Source organism: Luteimonas sp. MC1895 (assembly GCF_016457215.1).
In the GTDB taxonomy this organism is placed as follows: Bacteria; Pseudomonadota; Gammaproteobacteria; order Xanthomonadales; family Xanthomonadaceae; genus Luteimonas.
Window position 1 is genome coordinate 152,147 of the sequence record NZ_JAEMDY010000006.1, and the last position, 14,699, is coordinate 166,845.

General features: G+C 63.5%; 13 protein-coding genes. 9 read left to right on the forward strand and 4 right to left on the reverse strand.

The annotated features are described in order from the left end of the window. From JG616_RS12875 to sucC, 4 genes are all read right to left on the reverse strand, one after another. On the reverse strand, positions 1-315 hold the full coding sequence (locus JG616_RS12875) for a CcdB family protein (RefSeq protein WP_199392827.1): 315 nt from the start codon (positions 313-315) through the stop codon (positions 1-3). Beyond that, a complete protein-coding gene (locus JG616_RS12880) occupies positions 312-578 on the reverse strand; it encodes a type II toxin-antitoxin system CcdA family antitoxin (RefSeq protein WP_199362728.1) in 267 nt (88 codons plus the stop codon). The genes JG616_RS12875 and JG616_RS12880 overlap by 4 nt, the downstream gene beginning before the upstream one ends. Positions 579-790: 212 nt before the next feature. Continuing rightward, positions 791-1,669, reverse strand: a complete 879-nt coding sequence (gene sucD, locus JG616_RS12885; RefSeq protein ID WP_199362727.1) for a succinate--CoA ligase subunit alpha — start codon at positions 1,667-1,669, stop codon at positions 791-793. A gap of 150 nt (positions 1,670-1,819) precedes the next feature. Continuing rightward, positions 1,820-2,986 carry an ADP-forming succinate--CoA ligase subunit beta gene (sucC, locus tag JG616_RS12890; RefSeq protein WP_199392828.1) on the reverse strand — a complete coding sequence of 389 codons (1,167 nt, stop codon included), beginning with the start codon at positions 2,984-2,986 and terminating at the stop codon, positions 1,820-1,822. 98 nt (positions 2,987-3,084) lie between these two features. On the opposite strand from sucC, the gene JG616_RS12895 reads away from it, so the two are divergent. The 9 genes from JG616_RS12895 (at position 3,085) to JG616_RS12935 (ending at position 14,698) form a co-directional block, all read left to right on the forward strand. Then, entirely contained in the window at positions 3,085-4,662 is a 1,578-nt protein-coding gene (locus JG616_RS12895; protein ID WP_199392907.1) for an ATP-binding protein, read from the forward strand. Positions 4,663-4,853: 191 nt separating this feature from the next. Next, on the forward strand, positions 4,854-6,257 hold the full coding sequence (locus JG616_RS12900; RefSeq protein WP_199392829.1) for a sigma-54 dependent transcriptional regulator: 1,404 nt from the start codon (positions 4,854-4,856) through the stop codon (positions 6,255-6,257). 320 nt (positions 6,258-6,577) lie between these two features. Then, entirely contained in the window at positions 6,578-6,991 is a 414-nt protein-coding gene (locus tag JG616_RS12905; protein WP_199392830.1) for a pilin, read from the forward strand. Positions 6,992-7,101: 110 nt separating this feature from the next. Further along, the gene (locus tag JG616_RS12910) at positions 7,102-7,506 is read left to right on the forward strand and encodes a pilin (RefSeq protein ID WP_199392831.1); all 405 of its coding nucleotides are present in this window, start codon (positions 7,102-7,104) and stop codon (positions 7,504-7,506) included. Beyond that, positions 7,503-9,359: a hypothetical protein gene (locus tag JG616_RS12915; RefSeq protein ID WP_199392832.1), complete on the forward strand. Its 1,857-nt coding sequence runs from the start codon at positions 7,503-7,505 to the stop codon at positions 9,357-9,359. Before JG616_RS12910 ends, JG616_RS12915 begins: the two co-directional genes overlap by 4 nt. A gap of 25 nt (positions 9,360-9,384) precedes the next feature. Beyond that, positions 9,385-11,259 (forward strand): tetratricopeptide repeat protein, encoded by a 1,875-nt coding sequence (locus tag JG616_RS12920; protein WP_199392833.1) that lies wholly within the window; start codon positions 9,385-9,387, stop codon positions 11,257-11,259. Positions 11,260-11,306: 47 nt separating this feature from the next. Next, complete coding sequence (locus JG616_RS12925) at positions 11,307-12,479, forward strand: DegT/DnrJ/EryC1/StrS family aminotransferase (RefSeq protein ID WP_199392834.1); 1,173 nt, start codon at positions 11,307-11,309, stop codon at positions 12,477-12,479. A gap of 7 nt (positions 12,480-12,486) precedes the next feature. Then, complete coding sequence (locus JG616_RS12930; RefSeq protein ID WP_199392835.1) at positions 12,487-13,914, forward strand: oligosaccharide flippase family protein; 1,428 nt, start codon at positions 12,487-12,489, stop codon at positions 13,912-13,914. Between the two features lie 13 nt (positions 13,915-13,927). Next, entirely contained in the window at positions 13,928-14,698 is a 771-nt protein-coding gene (locus JG616_RS12935; RefSeq protein WP_199392836.1) for a class I SAM-dependent methyltransferase, read from the forward strand. Position 14,699 lies beyond the last annotated feature (1 nt).

Sequence of the window (14,699 nt, forward strand, 5' to 3'; positions counted from 1 at the left end):
TCAGATCCCATGCGTCAGCATGTCGATGGCGGCAAGGATCGCATGCCGCTCATGCGACAGGTCGGCGACCTGCTTGCCAAGCATGCGCACTGGCACACCCATGACCTGCGCCGTATCCATCACCAGGTGGCCGTCATCGACGTGCAGACGCGGCATCAGGCGTTCGATCACCCCGCCAACGTGCTCGATCGCCACCAGCGGCACGACGACGCGCGAACCCAAGGTCTCGATCAGATCGCTCTGCACGTCCAGGAAGCACGGAATCCGCCTTCGCGAGACGGCATCCGCGTTGGCGTACACCACGAACTGGGTCACTCGCCGGTCCTGGACAGGAAGGCATGCACGTGGTCGCTCAACATGCCGTCCCGCGCGATGCGTTCGTTGTAGGCGGCAATCGCCTCGCGGTTCTCCTCCAGCCACTTCTCGCGCCGACGCGCCCGGACCTCGGCATCGAGCGCCTTCTCCAGCGTGGCGGACAGGTTGATGTCGAGTGCCCGCGCGGCCTCCAGCAGGCCCTCGTTGATGCTGACGTTGGTGGCTCGCTTGCCGTAAGCGGCATATTCGTCGGAGATGCGCATGGCGGCTTACTTGAATGGATGCGCATCAATCATGCGCATTCGACCGCCCCCTGTCAAACGCCGGGAATGAAGAAGGCCGCCTTGCGGCGGCCTTCTTCTCCTGCCTCTGTAGGAGCAGCTAAAGCTGCGATCGGATCCGACAGATCGCGGCCAGGATTGCTCCATGCCGGGTCGTCGATCGCGGCTATAGCCGCTCCCTACAGTTCCTGCGGTCAGCCGGCGAGGCGCTTGGCGATCGCGGCACCCAGGTCGCCCGGCGAACGCACGGTGGTGACACCGGCCTTCTCCATCGCGGCGAACTTGCCTTCGGCCGTGCCCGAGCCGCCCGAGGCGATCGCGCCGGCGTGGCCCATGCGCTTGCCCTTCGGCGCGCTGGCACCGGCAATGAACCCGACCACCGGCTTGGTCACGTACTCGGCGATGAACTCGGCCGCTTCTTCCTCGGCCGAACCGCCGATCTCGCCGACCATGATGATGCCCTGGGTCTGCTCGTCGTCCTGGAACAGCTTCAGGCAGTCGATGAAGTTCAGGCCGTTGATCGGGTCGCCGCCGATGCCGATGACCGTCGACTGGCCGAGGCCGGCGTCGGTGGTCTGCTTGACCGCTTCATAGGTCAGCGTGCCCGAGCGCGACACGATCGCGATCTTGCCCGGCTGGTGGATGTGGCCCGGCATGATGCCGATCTTGCACTCGCCCGGGGTGATGATGCCGGGGCAGTTCGGGCCCACCAGCACGGTCTCCGGATAGGTCGTGACCAGGGTCTTCTTGACGCGCAGCATGTCCAGCACCGGGATGCCCTCGGTGATGCACACGATCACCTGGATGCCGGCCTCGGCCGCTTCCAGGATGGCGTCGGCCGCGAACGGCGGCGGCACGTAGATCACCGAGGCATTGGCGCCGGTCTCGGTGACGGCATCGGCCACGGTGTTGAAGACCGGCAGGCCCAGGTGCTCGGTGCCGCCCTTGCCCGGGGTGACGCCGCCGACGACCTTGGTGCCGTAGTCGAGCATCTGCTCGGCGTGGAAGGTGCCCTGCTGGCCGGTGAAGCCCTGCACGATCACCTTGGTGTTCTTGTTGACGAGAACGCTCATGTGTTTCCTCGATTCTTCATCTTCCGCCAACCTGTAGGAGCGGCTATAGCCGCGATTGCTGCCCTGGCCCTGCGGAAATCGCGGCTGTAGCCGCTCCTACAGGGTCAAGGCCCAGGTGGAAGGAAGAAAATAGGTGGTTGCGGGGACGCCTCAGGCGGCCTTGGCGGCTTCGACGGCCTTCCTGGCGCCGTCGTTGATGTTGTCGGCGGCGGTGATCGCCAGGCCGGAGTTCTTCAGGAGCTCCTTGCCCGCGTCCACGTTGGTGCCCTCGAGGCGCACGATCACCGGCACCTTGACGTCGACTTCCTTGACCGCGGCGATGATGCCCTCCGCGATCATGTCGCAGCGCACGATGCCGCCGAAGATGTTGACGAAGATCGCCTTCACGTCGTCGGACGACAGGATCAGCTTGAACGCCTCGGTCACGCGCTCCTTGGTGGCGCCGCCGCCGACGTCGAGGAAGTTGGCCGGCGAGCCGCCTTCCAGCTGGATCACGTCCATCGTCGCCATCGCCAGGCCCGCTCCGTTGACCATGCAGCCGATGTTGCCGTCCATGGTCACGTAGTTCAGGTCGTGCTGGCTGGCCTTGACCTCGGTCTCGTCTTCCTGGCGGATGTCGCGCATCGCGACCAGTTCCGGGTGGCGGAAGCCGGCGTTGTCGTCGGAGTCGACCTTGCCGTCGAGCACCGCAAGGTTGCCGTCGGTGAGGATGGCCAGCGGGTTGAGTTCGACCAGCGCCAGGTCCTTCTCGTTGAACAGCTTGTACAGGCCCATCATGATCTTGGTGAGCTGGTTGACCTGCTTGCCGGTCAGGCCCAGGCCGAAGCCCATGTCGCGGCACTGGTAGGGCTGCAGGCCCTGGATGAAGTTGACGTTGAGCGACTGGATCTTCTCCGGCGTTTCGGCCGCCACCTGCTCGATGTCCATGCCGCCTTCGCTCGACGCGATGAAGGTGATGGACTGGGTCGAACGGTCGACCAGCACCGACAGGTAGAGCTCCTTGTCGATGTCCGTGGCCTGGGTCACCAGCACCGAGTCGATCGGCAGTTCGATGCCGGCGGTCTGGTAGGTCGCCATCTTCTTGCCGAGCATGCCCTTGGCGTGCTCGCGCACGTCGTCGAGCGAGCGGCACAGCTTGACGCCGCCGGCCTTGCCGCGGCCGCCGGCATGGATCTGGGCCTTGACCACCCAGAAATCGCCACCGATGGCCTTGGCGGCGTCGACCGCTTCTTCGGGGGTGCGGGCGACACGCCCGGCGGGGACTGCGATGCCGTAATCGGCGAACAGCTGCTTCGCCTGGTACTCGTGGAAGTTCATGTGGGGTCCGTCGTGGGAAAGTGGGACACAGCGCCAGCCATTATAGTGCCCAGACGCCCCCGGAGCCCGCCGTGCCCCCTGAAGCCCCCGATCGCGCCATGCGGCGCGAGCTCTACCTGCTGGCCCTGTACCGCACGCTGGAAGCCGCGCTGCTCGCGCTGGCCGTGTTCGGACCGCTGAAGAACGCCTTCGGCGGCGAGGCCCGGGATCCGGCGCTGGCGGTCGCCGTGGCCGCGACCTACCTGGTGGCGTCGGCGATCCTGCTGCTGCTGTCGGGGCGGCGCTCGGTGCCGCTTGCCTCGCACGTGGTCGTGGGCGTGCTGATCGACATCGCCGTGGCCACGCTGGCCACCCACGCCCTGCCCTTCGCCGGGCCGGGCATCGCGATGATGCTGCTGTTCAACGTCGGCGCCGCGGCATTGCTGCTGCCACTGCACCTGGGTCTGGCGGCGGCCGCGCTTGCCTCGGGCGCGCTGGTGCTCCAGTACGTCCTGGTGCTGGCCGATGGCAACGCGCTGCGCGAACGCCCGCTGGCCGAGGTGCTGATGTTCTCGGTCAGCTACCTGGCGATGGCCACGCTCACCAACCTCCTCGGGCGCGACATGCGCGAGAGCCGCGACCTGGCCCACCGGCGCGGCGCCGAGGCCGCCAACCTGGCCGAGGTCAACGAACTGATCATCCGCCGCATGCGCGTGGGCGTGCTGATGGTCGACGGCTCCGGGCGCATCCGCATGGCCAACGAGGCCGCGCGCATCCTGCTGGGCGAGTCCGGACCGGACCCCGAAGCCAACCCGCGCACCCTGCCGCAGATCTCCCCGGCGCTGGCGATGCGCGTGGCCGAATGGCGACGCAGCGGCCAGACCGACGACACGCCGCTGACCATCGGCGACGACGGCAACGAAGTGCTGCCGCGCTTCACGCGCCTGCTGGCCACCGACGACACCACCCTGATCTTCCTCGACGACACCGCGCTGGTCTCGCGCCGCGCCGAATCGCTGACCCTGGCCGCCATGGGCCGGTTTTCCGCCAGCCTGGCCCACGAGATCCGCAACCCGCTGGCGGCGATCAGCTACGCCACCCAGCTGTTGGAGGAGTCGCGCGACATCGGCGACAGCGACCGGCGGCTGCTGCAGATCGTCCACCAGCAGTGCCTGCGCACCAATGCGATCGTCGAAAGCGTGCTCGGCCTGGCCCGGCGCGAGCGTGCCCAGCCGGAGAACGTCGACCTGGTCGGCCAGGTGCGCGCCTTCATCGACGACTACCGCCAGACCTGCCCGGAGGAGAACGCCAGCCTGCGCCAGGGCGGCCAGCTGCCCGAAGTGCCGGCGATGGTCGACCCCCGCCACCTGCAGCAGGTCCTGACCTCGCTGGCCAACAACGCCGTGCGCCACGGCCACCAGCCCGGCGAGGCCGCGCGCATCACCCTCCACGTCGACCTGTTCGAAGGCCGCCCGGTGATCGAAGTGACCGACCGCGGCCCCGGCATCCCGGACGCCGTGAGCCACCAGCTGTTCCGCCCGTTCTTCACCACCTCCGAGCAGGGCACCGGCCTCGGCCTCTACATCGCCCACGAACTGTGCCGCGCCAACGACGGCCGCCTGGAGTACGTCTCCGTCCCCGGCGGCGGCGCCTGCTTCCGCATCACCCTCCGCGGCGGCTCGGTGATGCTGGCCTGAGGCCGCAGGCCTGACGCCTTGCCGCCACCCACCCTGTAGGAGCGGCTAAAGCCGCGATCGCCCTGGCCGCAGCACCCCGCCATCGCGGCTGTAGCCGCTCCTACAGGCTGGCCCCAAGCCTTTGACACTCGTCACAGTCTGCAAAAAAGTGCCAAAATTGGTCACCCGGACCGGAAGCCAGCCTCAACGTCATGACCGAAGCCCGCAGCGCCCTCATCGTCGACGACGAGCACGACATCCGCGAGCTCCTGGTTCTGACCCTCGGCCGCATGGGGCTGCGCACCGACACCGCCGCCAGCCTCGGCACCGCCCGGCAGATGCTCGCGCAGAACCGCTACGACCTCTGCCTGACCGACATGCGCCTGCCCGACGGTTCGGGCCTCGAGCTGATCAGCGACATCACCACCCGCTTCCCCGAGACCCCCGTGGCGATGATCACCGCCTACGGCAACGTCGAAGCGGCCGTCGAGGCCCTCAAGGCCGGCGCCTTCGACTTCGTCTCGAAGCCCGTGGACATCAACGTGCTGCGCGGCCTCGTACGCCAGGCGCTCGAGCTCCACACCCGCCGCCAGGCCCAGCCCGAAGAGGCCGGCCGCCTGCTGGGCGGCTCGCCGGCCATGGTCGCCCTGCGCGAGACCATCGCCAAGGTGTCCCGCAGCCAGGCCCCCGTGCACATCAGCGGGGAGTCCGGCACCGGCAAGGAGCTGGTGGCCCGCACCATCCACGCCCAGGGCTCGCGCGCCAACGGCCCCTTCATCCCGGTCAACTGCGGCGCCATCCCGACCGAGCTGATGGAGAGCGAATTCTTCGGCCACAAGAAGGGCAGCTTCACCGGCGCCCACGCCGACAAGCCCGGCCTGTTCCAGAGCGCCGACGGCGGCACCCTGTTCCTCGATGAAGTGGCGGAGCTGCCGCTGGCGATGCAGGTCAAGCTGCTGCGCGCCATCCAGGAAAAGAAGGTGCGCCCGGTGGGCGCGCAGAACGAGGTGGACGTGGACGTGCGGATCCTGTCGGCGACCCACAAGGACCTCGGCGCGCTGGTGAACGCCGGAAGCTTCCGGCATGACCTCTACTACCGGATCAACGTGATCGAGCTGCACGTGCCGGCGCTGCGCGACCGCGAAGGCGACCTGCCGATCCTGTCGGACGCGATCTTCGCCCGGCTGGCGCAGGCGATGCATCGCGCGGCGCCGAGGCTGGGGCCGGATGCGCTGGCGGCGTTGAACGAGTACGCGTTCCCCGGGAACGTGCGCGAGCTGGAGAACGTGCTGGAGCGCGCAATGGCCATGGCCGACAGCGACAGCATCACCGCCGCCGACCTGCGCCTGCCGGGCGGGAGCGGAATCAACAGCCCGGCGCGCGCCGTGCCGCAGCCTGGCGGACTGGCCGCGCACGGCGGCGCAGCCAATCCCGCCAACCTCAATCCCCGCGAGACCGCCTCCAGCGCCCTGCCCTCGTACATCGAGGAGATCGAACGAGCCGCGATCCAGCAGGCGCTCCAGGAGAGCCGCTACAACAAGACCAAGGCCGCGGCGGCCCTCGGCATCACCTTCCGAGCCCTGCGCTACAAACTGAAAAAGCTCGGCATCGACTGACCCTCGCGCCCCCCCCCCTGTAGGAGCGGCTACAGCCGCGATCACCGCCCGCGAAGTCCGTCACGAAGCCCATCGAACAGCTGACAAATCACGTCACTTCCGTGCGCGCAAAGTGACGCTCCAGGTCCACTAATTCCCATCAGCGACAACCAAGACCGTGAATCCCGTTGCACAACGGTTCATCCGCGTCGCGAAGCCCACACTTGGCACGGGTTCTGCATACACTTCCCTGCACGTGCAACGTTGCACGGCAAATGCGGTTCCGGAACCCAAGCCGGCTTCGCAGCACGTGAAGTTCACTCCACTCCTAGGGGATACACATGAAGAAGCAGCAGGGCTTTACCCTCATCGAACTGATGATCGTGGTTGCGATCATCGCCATCCTGGCCGCGATCGCGCTGCCGGCTTACCAGGACTACATGGCCCGCTCGCAGGCGACTGCTGGTCTGGCTGATATCCGTGGCGGCGTGACGGCTGCAGAAGAACTGATGCAGCGTGGCAGCGGCGCTCTGGTTGGCACGCCCGCTAATATCGGTCTCGCAGCCTCGACCACTCGCTGCAGCGCCATCAACTCCACGGGCGCCGACGCGGGCACGGGTACGATCGTGTGCACACTTGTGGGCAACCCGCGCGTCCAAGGCTCCACGATCACGCTGACCCGCACGGCCAGCGGCCAGTGGCCTTGCACGACCAACATCACGGAGACAAAGCACCGTCCGGCGCACTGCGGCTAATAAGCGTGAGCGCTGGCAGAGGCTGCGAACCGCAGCCTACTGTGGCTTGATCTGGGGGCGGCTGCTACAGCCGCCCCTTTTTCTAATGCGCTGACTCCGGGGATAGATGCATGCGTGCGCGCGGTTTCGCCCTCATCGAACTGATGATCGTGATCGCGATTCTTGCGATCCTGATGGCCATTGCCCTGCCCGCATACCAGGACTACACCGTCCGGGCCCAAGTGACCTCGGGCTTAGCAGACATCACGTCTGGGAAAGCGCTGTTCGAATCACGCATTGTCGCCGACAACATGGTTACCTTTTCCGCCAGCGACGTGGGCCTGCCCCCCAGCACCCCGCGCTGCAGCGCAATCTCCATCACTCCTGGTGAAACTGGAAGCATCGCGTGCACGCTGGACGGCCACCCCCTTATTCAAGGCGAAACGATCCGGCTGACACGTGTGGCATCAGGCTCTTGGACTTGCCAACCCCCGGTCGCCTCGCTGGCCAAGCATCGACCCGACGGATGTTCATGAAGCCGACCTCGCCTGCTCATGCTCCGTCGCGAACCGCCGCATGGCTGTGCCTGATCATTAGCATCGCGATCCTGGCCTATCTTCCGGGGCTGTCCGGCAGCTTCCTGTTCGACGACTTTCCCAACATCGTCACCAATTCACGCGTGCATGCCACCGAGTTGAGTCTGGAGAGCCTATCGGCCGCCGCACGCGCTTATGAGCCGGGGCCCTATGGCCGCCCCTTGGCCACCATCGGCTTCGCCCTGGATTACTACCTCGGCGGCGGAGATCCTTTGACGTTTAAGCTGCACGGCCTGCTGATCCACATCCTCAACGCCTGCCTAGTCTTTGCACTCGCACGCGTGCTGCTGTCCGCGCGTGGCCTGCAATCGACAGACGAATCCAGGCGAATCCTGCCTGCGGCGGCGTTGCTGGCGACGGCCTGGGCCATACATCCGCTCCAGGTCTCGTCGGTGCTCTATGTCGTCCAGCGCATGGAGACGCTGTCCGCCTGCTTCATCCTGCTGGCCCTGCTGGCCTACTGCAGAGGGCGACTTGACCAGCTTGAGGGCCGCTCGCATGGCTGGGGGTGGCTGGCCCTCTCCGCCGCCCTCACGGTCGTGGGTTTGCTCGCGAAGGAATCAGCCGCCATCACGCCGCTGCTGGCGCTGGTGCTGGAGGCGTGCCTGTTCCACTGGAAGGCGCAGTCGGCACGCACGCAGCAGGTGCTGCGAGCGCTGTATGTCCTGGGCGGTGCACTCGGCCTGGCGCTGCTCGGCGTCGCCTTCTGGCACTACGGCAAGCCCGAGGAGTACGCATACCGCGAATACTCCGCGTGGGAACGCCTGCTGACCCAGGCCCGCGTGCTGGTTCTGCATCTGAAGCAGATCGTCCTGCCCATCCCCTCGACGATGCCATTTTATTACGACAATTATCCGCACTCAGCTGGTCTTTTCCAGCCTTGGGCAACGGCGGCCAGCGTCGCAATCCTCGCGGCAATGACAGGACTGGCCCTCTGGCTGAGGACACGATTGCCGCTTGCGGCGTTGGGCATCTTCTGGTTCCTGGCGGCCCACGCGCTGACCAGCGGCATCATTCCGCTGGAACTCGTTTACGAGCATCGCAACTATCTCGCGCTGCTCGGGATCCTGCTTGCTATTTATGTGCTGGCCTCCGAATGGGCGCGCAAGGTGACTGCCTCGCCGATCATCCGCGCGGCACCGATAGCGGCTATCGCCGGACTATTCGCCATCACGCTGATCAGGTCGATGACTTGGGGGTCTCCGCTTCTGTTGGCGATGGACATGACCGCCACTAACCCGGGCTCGCCGCGCGCCAGCAACGACCTGGCAACGCTCTACTTCAGCCTGGCGGAAGGCGATCCCGGCTCACGGGAGTGGATGTTGGCGACGCAGGAGTTCGAGCGTGGCGCGGCCTTGCCAGGATCGTCGCCGCTGCCAGAGCATGGCCTGATCCTGATGAATGCGAGTGTCGGGCTGCCTGCATCTGACGCGTGGTGGGACGGCCTGACCCACAAGCTGCAGGCGCGCCAGATCTCGCCCCAAGAACAGATGGCCGTTACCGGATTGCTGTCGGAGCGACAGAAGGGATTCCAGATCGATGACCAGCGGCTGTCGACTGCGTATCGCGCGCTTGTCGAAAGAGGCGACCTTCCTGCACATGTCTATTGCAACATCGGCGACCATGCCCTGAACCGGCTGGGCGACACCGAGTTCGGCAAGCGCATGTTTCTCACCTGCGCGCGCAAGTCCGGGTTGGACCCTCGCGTCACTCGACGGACGGCGGAGATCCTCCGAGCTGAAGGTCACCATGAGGTCTCAATGGCACTCCTGGAACTCCAGGCCGACCGCTGATCCCGATCGTCGACAACACCGAGCAATGGACCAGCGCAATACGCGACCCGCGGCCGCATCATCCAGCCTCCCTGGTATGCCTTTTCCCATCCGCGGCGAGGAAGAAGCCCGCCGTCGGTGGATGATCACCGCAGCCACTGTGCTCCTCATTGCCGTCGTGTACTGGCCGGTGCGTCACGGAGGCTTCGTCTGGGACGACATCATCAACTTCGTCGAGAATGACTGGCTCCAGGCGGGATCCCAGTGGCAGCACTACATTCTTCGTGACTTCAACGGCTGGACGAACTATTTCAGGCCCGTGGGTGTCGGCCTGTTCACCATACAAGTCCGCTTGTTCGACAACCAGCCAGGCCCAATGCATCTGGTCTCGCTGGGCATGCACCTGTGCAACACCGCGCTGATTGGAGCTCTCGCAGTGCGAGTGATGGGCCCGCTGAAGGCCTTGGGCCAACACGCCCGCCTGGCTTGGCTGGCTGCCTGCATGCTGTTCTATGGCCTGCATCCGGTTCTGATCGAGACCGTGGCGTGGGTTGGCACCCAATACGATCAGCTCGCAACGGGATTCATGCTGTTGGGAACCTGCGCCGCACTTTCGCTGCGGCGGAGGATCGTTCGAGCAAGCATGGTCGGGCTGTGCTTCTTCCTGGCCATCTGCTCGAAGGAATCAGCTGCGTCCTTCCCAGTGCTATTCCTGCTGCTGGACTGGGTGGTCTTCGCGAAGTCATCGCAAGGAACGGACATGGCGGCCGTACGTCGCAGCTTCCTGCGCCGGAATTCCGCGGTGATCATCGCCATCCTGATCGCTTCGGTCGGGTACCTGCTGTTCCGCAATTTCGGGCTCGGACATCTGCTGCAGCATGTGCCGATGCGTGGGGGCGACCTGTCCGTCCTCGATAATCTCCAGAAAATCGCCTTGACGCACTTCACCTACCTGAGGGTGCTGATCTACCCGTGGAACGGCTTGAGCCCGATCCACTCCTTCGATCCGTCTCACTTCACATCGTTCCGACCCGCTATCGCGCTCATTCTTGCCGGCCTTGTGGCACTCCTGCTCTGGGCGACAGTGGCCGTTTACAGGCGAGCATCAGAAGCCGCCTGCGTGGTTCTCGTCATTGCGTCCGCCTTGTTGCCAGTCCTGAATATCGTGCCCACCTCGTTCACGCTCAGCCTCTACCACGAACGATACGCCATCAACGCGTTGGCCTTTGGCACCTTGCTGCTGCCGCTACTTCCGTGGTCACGCCCAAGCGTCGTTTCACCGCAACTCGCGCGCATGCTCTTGTCCGCGTTGGCTGTCGTCTGGATTGGAAGTTCTGTTCTGACTATCCGCTCCACACTGCCCCTGTGGCTCGACGACGAGCGGCTCTGGCTCTGGGCATTGGAAGACAACCCGACCAGTGAACTCGCCCAATATAACGCCGTTGCTGCGCTGCTCCGTAACAACAAGCTGACGGATGCCGGCGCGCACATCGACGCGTTTGCGGCACGCGGAAATATGTGTGCCCGCTGCGATCTCTTGGTAGCAAACACCGAGTTGAGCCAAGGCAATACGCAGCGGGCCGAGACACTGGTCGGCCGCATCCTCCAGTCTCCGGAAACCGCCGGAAACCTTGAGGTCCGTGGTGACTACTTTCTGACTGCAGGACGCCTGGCACTAGTACAAGGCAGAAACCCCGCAGCCATCAATCTGCTCCGCTCTGGGATCGCACTAAATCCCGGCCAACTTTGGGCACAGGTCGACCTTGCTACGGCCCTGTCAAACGCAGGGCAGCTAAAGGATGCGCTTTCCGCTGCAAACGAGGCGGTTGAAATGGCAGACGAGCTGAATCGCCCTCTGGTTGCCACATGGCGTGACGGCGTCGAAGAGATGTTGGAAAGAAGCAGTTCACGCAGCGAATAGGTAGTTGATCCATTTTCCTCTCGAACAACTCTCCACGGAGTCTTCGCATGGTCTCTTCCGACCCTTATCTCATCTTCGGCGCACCCAGCATCGGTGAAGAGGAAATCGCCGAGGTCGACTCGGTTCTTCGCAGCGGATGGCTGGGAACGGGCCCACGTGTGGCGCAGTTCGAACACGACTTCGCAGCCTATAAAGGCGTGGCTCCACTCCAGGCGGCTGCTGTGAATTCATGCACCGCTGCTCTTCATGTGAGCATGGTTGCCGCCCGACTCGATCCGGGGGCCGAGGTCATCACTACTCCCCTGACCTTCTGTGCCACCGTGAACGCAATCATCCATGCCGGGCTGAAGCCAGTCTTCGCTGACATCGACCCGGTCACTCAGTGTATTGACCCGCAGGCGATAGAAGCGGCGATCACGTCACGCACGCAGGCAATATTGCCCGTCCACTTCGCCGGCCGACCCTGCGAGATGGATCGCATCATGGCGATCGCAGAGAAACACAATCTTCTCGTTATCGAAGACTGCGCGCACGCCATTGAGACGGAGTTCAAGGGCCAAAAGGCCGGAACGTTTGGTGACTTCGGTTGCTTCAGCTTCTATGTGACCAAGAACATAGTCACCGGCGAAGGTGGCATGATACTTGCCCGCGATGAGAAGCACATCTCACGAGCGAAGGTGCTGGCACTGCACGGCATGAGCAAGGACGCTTGGCATCGCTTCAGTGATAAAGGATACAGGCACTACCAAGTGGTGGAAGCGGGGTTCAAATACAACATGATGGATCTTCAGGCCGCCATCGGCATTCATCAACTGCGGAGCGTCGACTCGAACTGGTTGCGCCGCGGGGAAATCTGGGCACGTTATAGCGACGCTCTGGCCGGGCTGCCGATACGCCTGCCAGCCGCGGAATCGCCTGATCAAAGGCACGCTTACCATCTCTACACGATCGGCATAGATGAGGATAGCTGCGGTACTTCGCGGGATAGCTTCATCGACAGAATGAACGACCGGATGATCGGCACCGGCGTTCACTACCTGTCGATTCCGGAGCATCCGTTCTATCAACTGCGCTTCGGTTGGAAGCCGGAGCAGTGGCCTGCCTCCATGACGACCGGTCGCACTACTGTCAGCCTGCCGCTTTCTCCGAAAATGTCCGATCGGGACGTCGAGCGGGTCATTGATGCCGTCGAAGCCTCGCTGACCCTTCGTCAACGATAGGATCAGAGTGTCCGCCAAAAAAACAAGCACTCCGATCGGGCCTGGCAGAACCCTGTTCCTCGACATAGGAATTCTGGGCGCCTCCAACGCTTTCGGAAAGTTGCTGTGGGCGACGTCGCTCATGTTGATGATGCGTGCGCTCGGTCCTGCCGATTATGGGCGCCTCGTTGTCATTTGGTCCGTTGCCGGGATGATTGCGCCACTGACGGACCTGGGTCTCTCGCAACTCCTCCTTCGCGAGGGCTCCCGCCAGCCAGCTCTCACGAAGCACCTGCGCCGGCTAGCGCTGCTGATGCGTTTGGCGGTGGGCCTTCCCGTCGTGGCTGCCATAGTCATCTTCAGTAGCCACGGCGTGCATTTCAGTCATCTCTCCTTGGTGACTGTGGCCATTGCAACAGCCGCTCCACTCGTCGATGGGGCATTCATGACAGCCACGGCGTCCGCACAGGTCGAGGGAAAACTCAAGTCGCTGGCATTATGGCGCCTCGCTGGATTCGCGGCACTCGCAATGCTGTTACTTCTCCTGCTTCCGTACTACAACGGGATGACTGTCAGCGCTACGGCGTATCTTGGAGCATCGATGGCCGCGCTCCTTGGGTTCTTCCTGTCTGCCAAGAGCGAGATCCGACCTGAAAGCTCGACACCGATTTCGACCCGGGCGGCTTTGCACAGAGCCAGGCCTTTTTTGTTCATGGGAGTTGCGGCAGTCGCTTATGGAAAACTTGACGTCGCACTGATTGGAATAACGATTGACAGCACATCAGCCGCGTACTATCACGCTTCGTATCAAATTATTCTTCTTGTCTTCTCGGTTCCAGAAGTGATATTCGTCGCGATGTTCGCGGGTCTCTATCGTTCGCGAGCAGAAGCGGGACTTCTCGCACAGCAATGGCCATCGATCAGCAAGGTACTGTGTGCGGTCACGGCCGTGATACTGCCTTCATTGTGGCTGTACTCACCTGAGGTGATGAAATTGCTCGGCGGAGAATCATTCCAGCCTGCGGGCAATGTGCTTCGCGCACTCTGTTTCATGATCGCCTTGATCCCTGCTGCCGCATCGTTCAACTTCTTGCTCCTTCTAGACAGGCCCCACGAGCGTGCCATAATTGACTCCACCTGCGTCGCAGCTACCGCTCTCGCCATCGTCATCATCGCGCCGAGACTGGGTGTCACATGGGCGGCCTTGATGGCATCGGCGATCTACGCCTTTGGGTGCGGCGTTTCATGGTCGCGGGTCAAAGCGGCCGGACTTAAGCTGGGCTGGGGCGCCGATATGTTTCGCGCAATCCTGCTGTCAACTCCTTCTGCGCTGCTGTGGCTACTTCCTTGGCCGGCCTGGTGGATGGGAGCATCGTCCCAGGCGTTGGCAAGTGGCTGCATACTTTATTTCTCGGGATTCGTAAAAATCAGCGATCTGCGCGTCGCCACACAGTGAGGAGTGGTAAATCGTGACCACTGACAGCCACGTTGAGAACGTGGCGCGCCTTTATGATTCTTTGGCATTGAATGGCCCCTACGGAACTCTGGCGCCCGACAATCTTGGCGGAAGAAAGAGCCGATACATTTCCGCAGTATTCGATGAGGCGCTTCTGCCGATACTTCAGGATCGTGCTGGGGCGGATGAAGTTCTCCTTGACTATGGCTGCGGTACCGGAATTTTTTCGATCAAGGCTGCCAAGTACGTTGGCAAAGTCTTGGGGGTAGATGTCTCTCCGTCGATGCTGGAGTGGGGAAGAAGGCTCGACAGCATGAACCAGTCCATCGACTGGATTCTCGCGGATGGCGTTACTATCCCGTTGCCTGATGCGTCCTGCAACTGGGTCGTAGCACGGGAGTCGTTGTGCTATGTTCCAGCGCCGGCTCTTCCTGACGTACTCACTGAGATCCATCGTGTACTGAAGCCCGGCGGCTGTTTTCTCTGGCTTGAGCAGGTCTCAGACAACCCAGCTTTTCGAGTGCATCCAGACGCACCTTTGCTGGAAAAGAGGTCGGCCAAGCAGCTGATCGAAGCGGCCGAGCGCTCGGGACTCATTCTCGAGTCTTCAACATGCGTACGTGAGCCGCGGTTCCCATGGATCTACCTGATATGGGCAGGCCTGGTACCCGAGCGGATGACCAAAGTTCTTGCTCGATGGGAAGTCAAATACAATCGCAAGCACGGCAAGATCGCTTCTCGGCGCTGGAAGGACGCACTGCTCGAGTTCACCAAGCCCGATTGAC

What these genes read in the sequence shown, in the direction of transcription:
- JG616_RS12880 (WP_199362728.1), bottom strand. Translation starts at nt 578, where the DNA reads ATGCGCATCTCCGACGAATATGCCGCTTACGGCAAGCGAGCCACCAAC.
- sucD (WP_199362727.1), bottom strand. Translation starts at nt 1,669, where the DNA reads ATGAGCGTTCTCGTCAACAAGAACACCAAGGTGATCGTGCAGGGCTTC.
- sucC (WP_199392828.1), bottom strand. Translation starts at nt 2,986, where the DNA reads ATGAACTTCCACGAGTACCAGGCGAAGCAGCTGTTCGCCGATTACGGC.
- JG616_RS12895 (WP_199392907.1), top strand. Translation starts at nt 3,085, where the DNA reads ATGCGGCGCGAGCTCTACCTGCTGGCCCTGTACCGCACGCTGGAAGCC.
- JG616_RS12900 (WP_199392829.1), top strand. Translation starts at nt 4,854, where the DNA reads ATGACCGAAGCCCGCAGCGCCCTCATCGTCGACGACGAGCACGACATC.
- JG616_RS12905 (WP_199392830.1), top strand. Translation starts at nt 6,578, where the DNA reads ATGAAGAAGCAGCAGGGCTTTACCCTCATCGAACTGATGATCGTGGTT.
- JG616_RS12910 (WP_199392831.1), top strand. Translation starts at nt 7,102, where the DNA reads ATGCGTGCGCGCGGTTTCGCCCTCATCGAACTGATGATCGTGATCGCG.
- JG616_RS12915 (WP_199392832.1), top strand. Translation starts at nt 7,503, where the DNA reads ATGAAGCCGACCTCGCCTGCTCATGCTCCGTCGCGAACCGCCGCATGG.
- JG616_RS12920 (WP_199392833.1), top strand. Translation starts at nt 9,385, where the DNA reads ATGGACCAGCGCAATACGCGACCCGCGGCCGCATCATCCAGCCTCCCT.
- JG616_RS12925 (WP_199392834.1), top strand. Translation starts at nt 11,307, where the DNA reads ATGGTCTCTTCCGACCCTTATCTCATCTTCGGCGCACCCAGCATCGGT.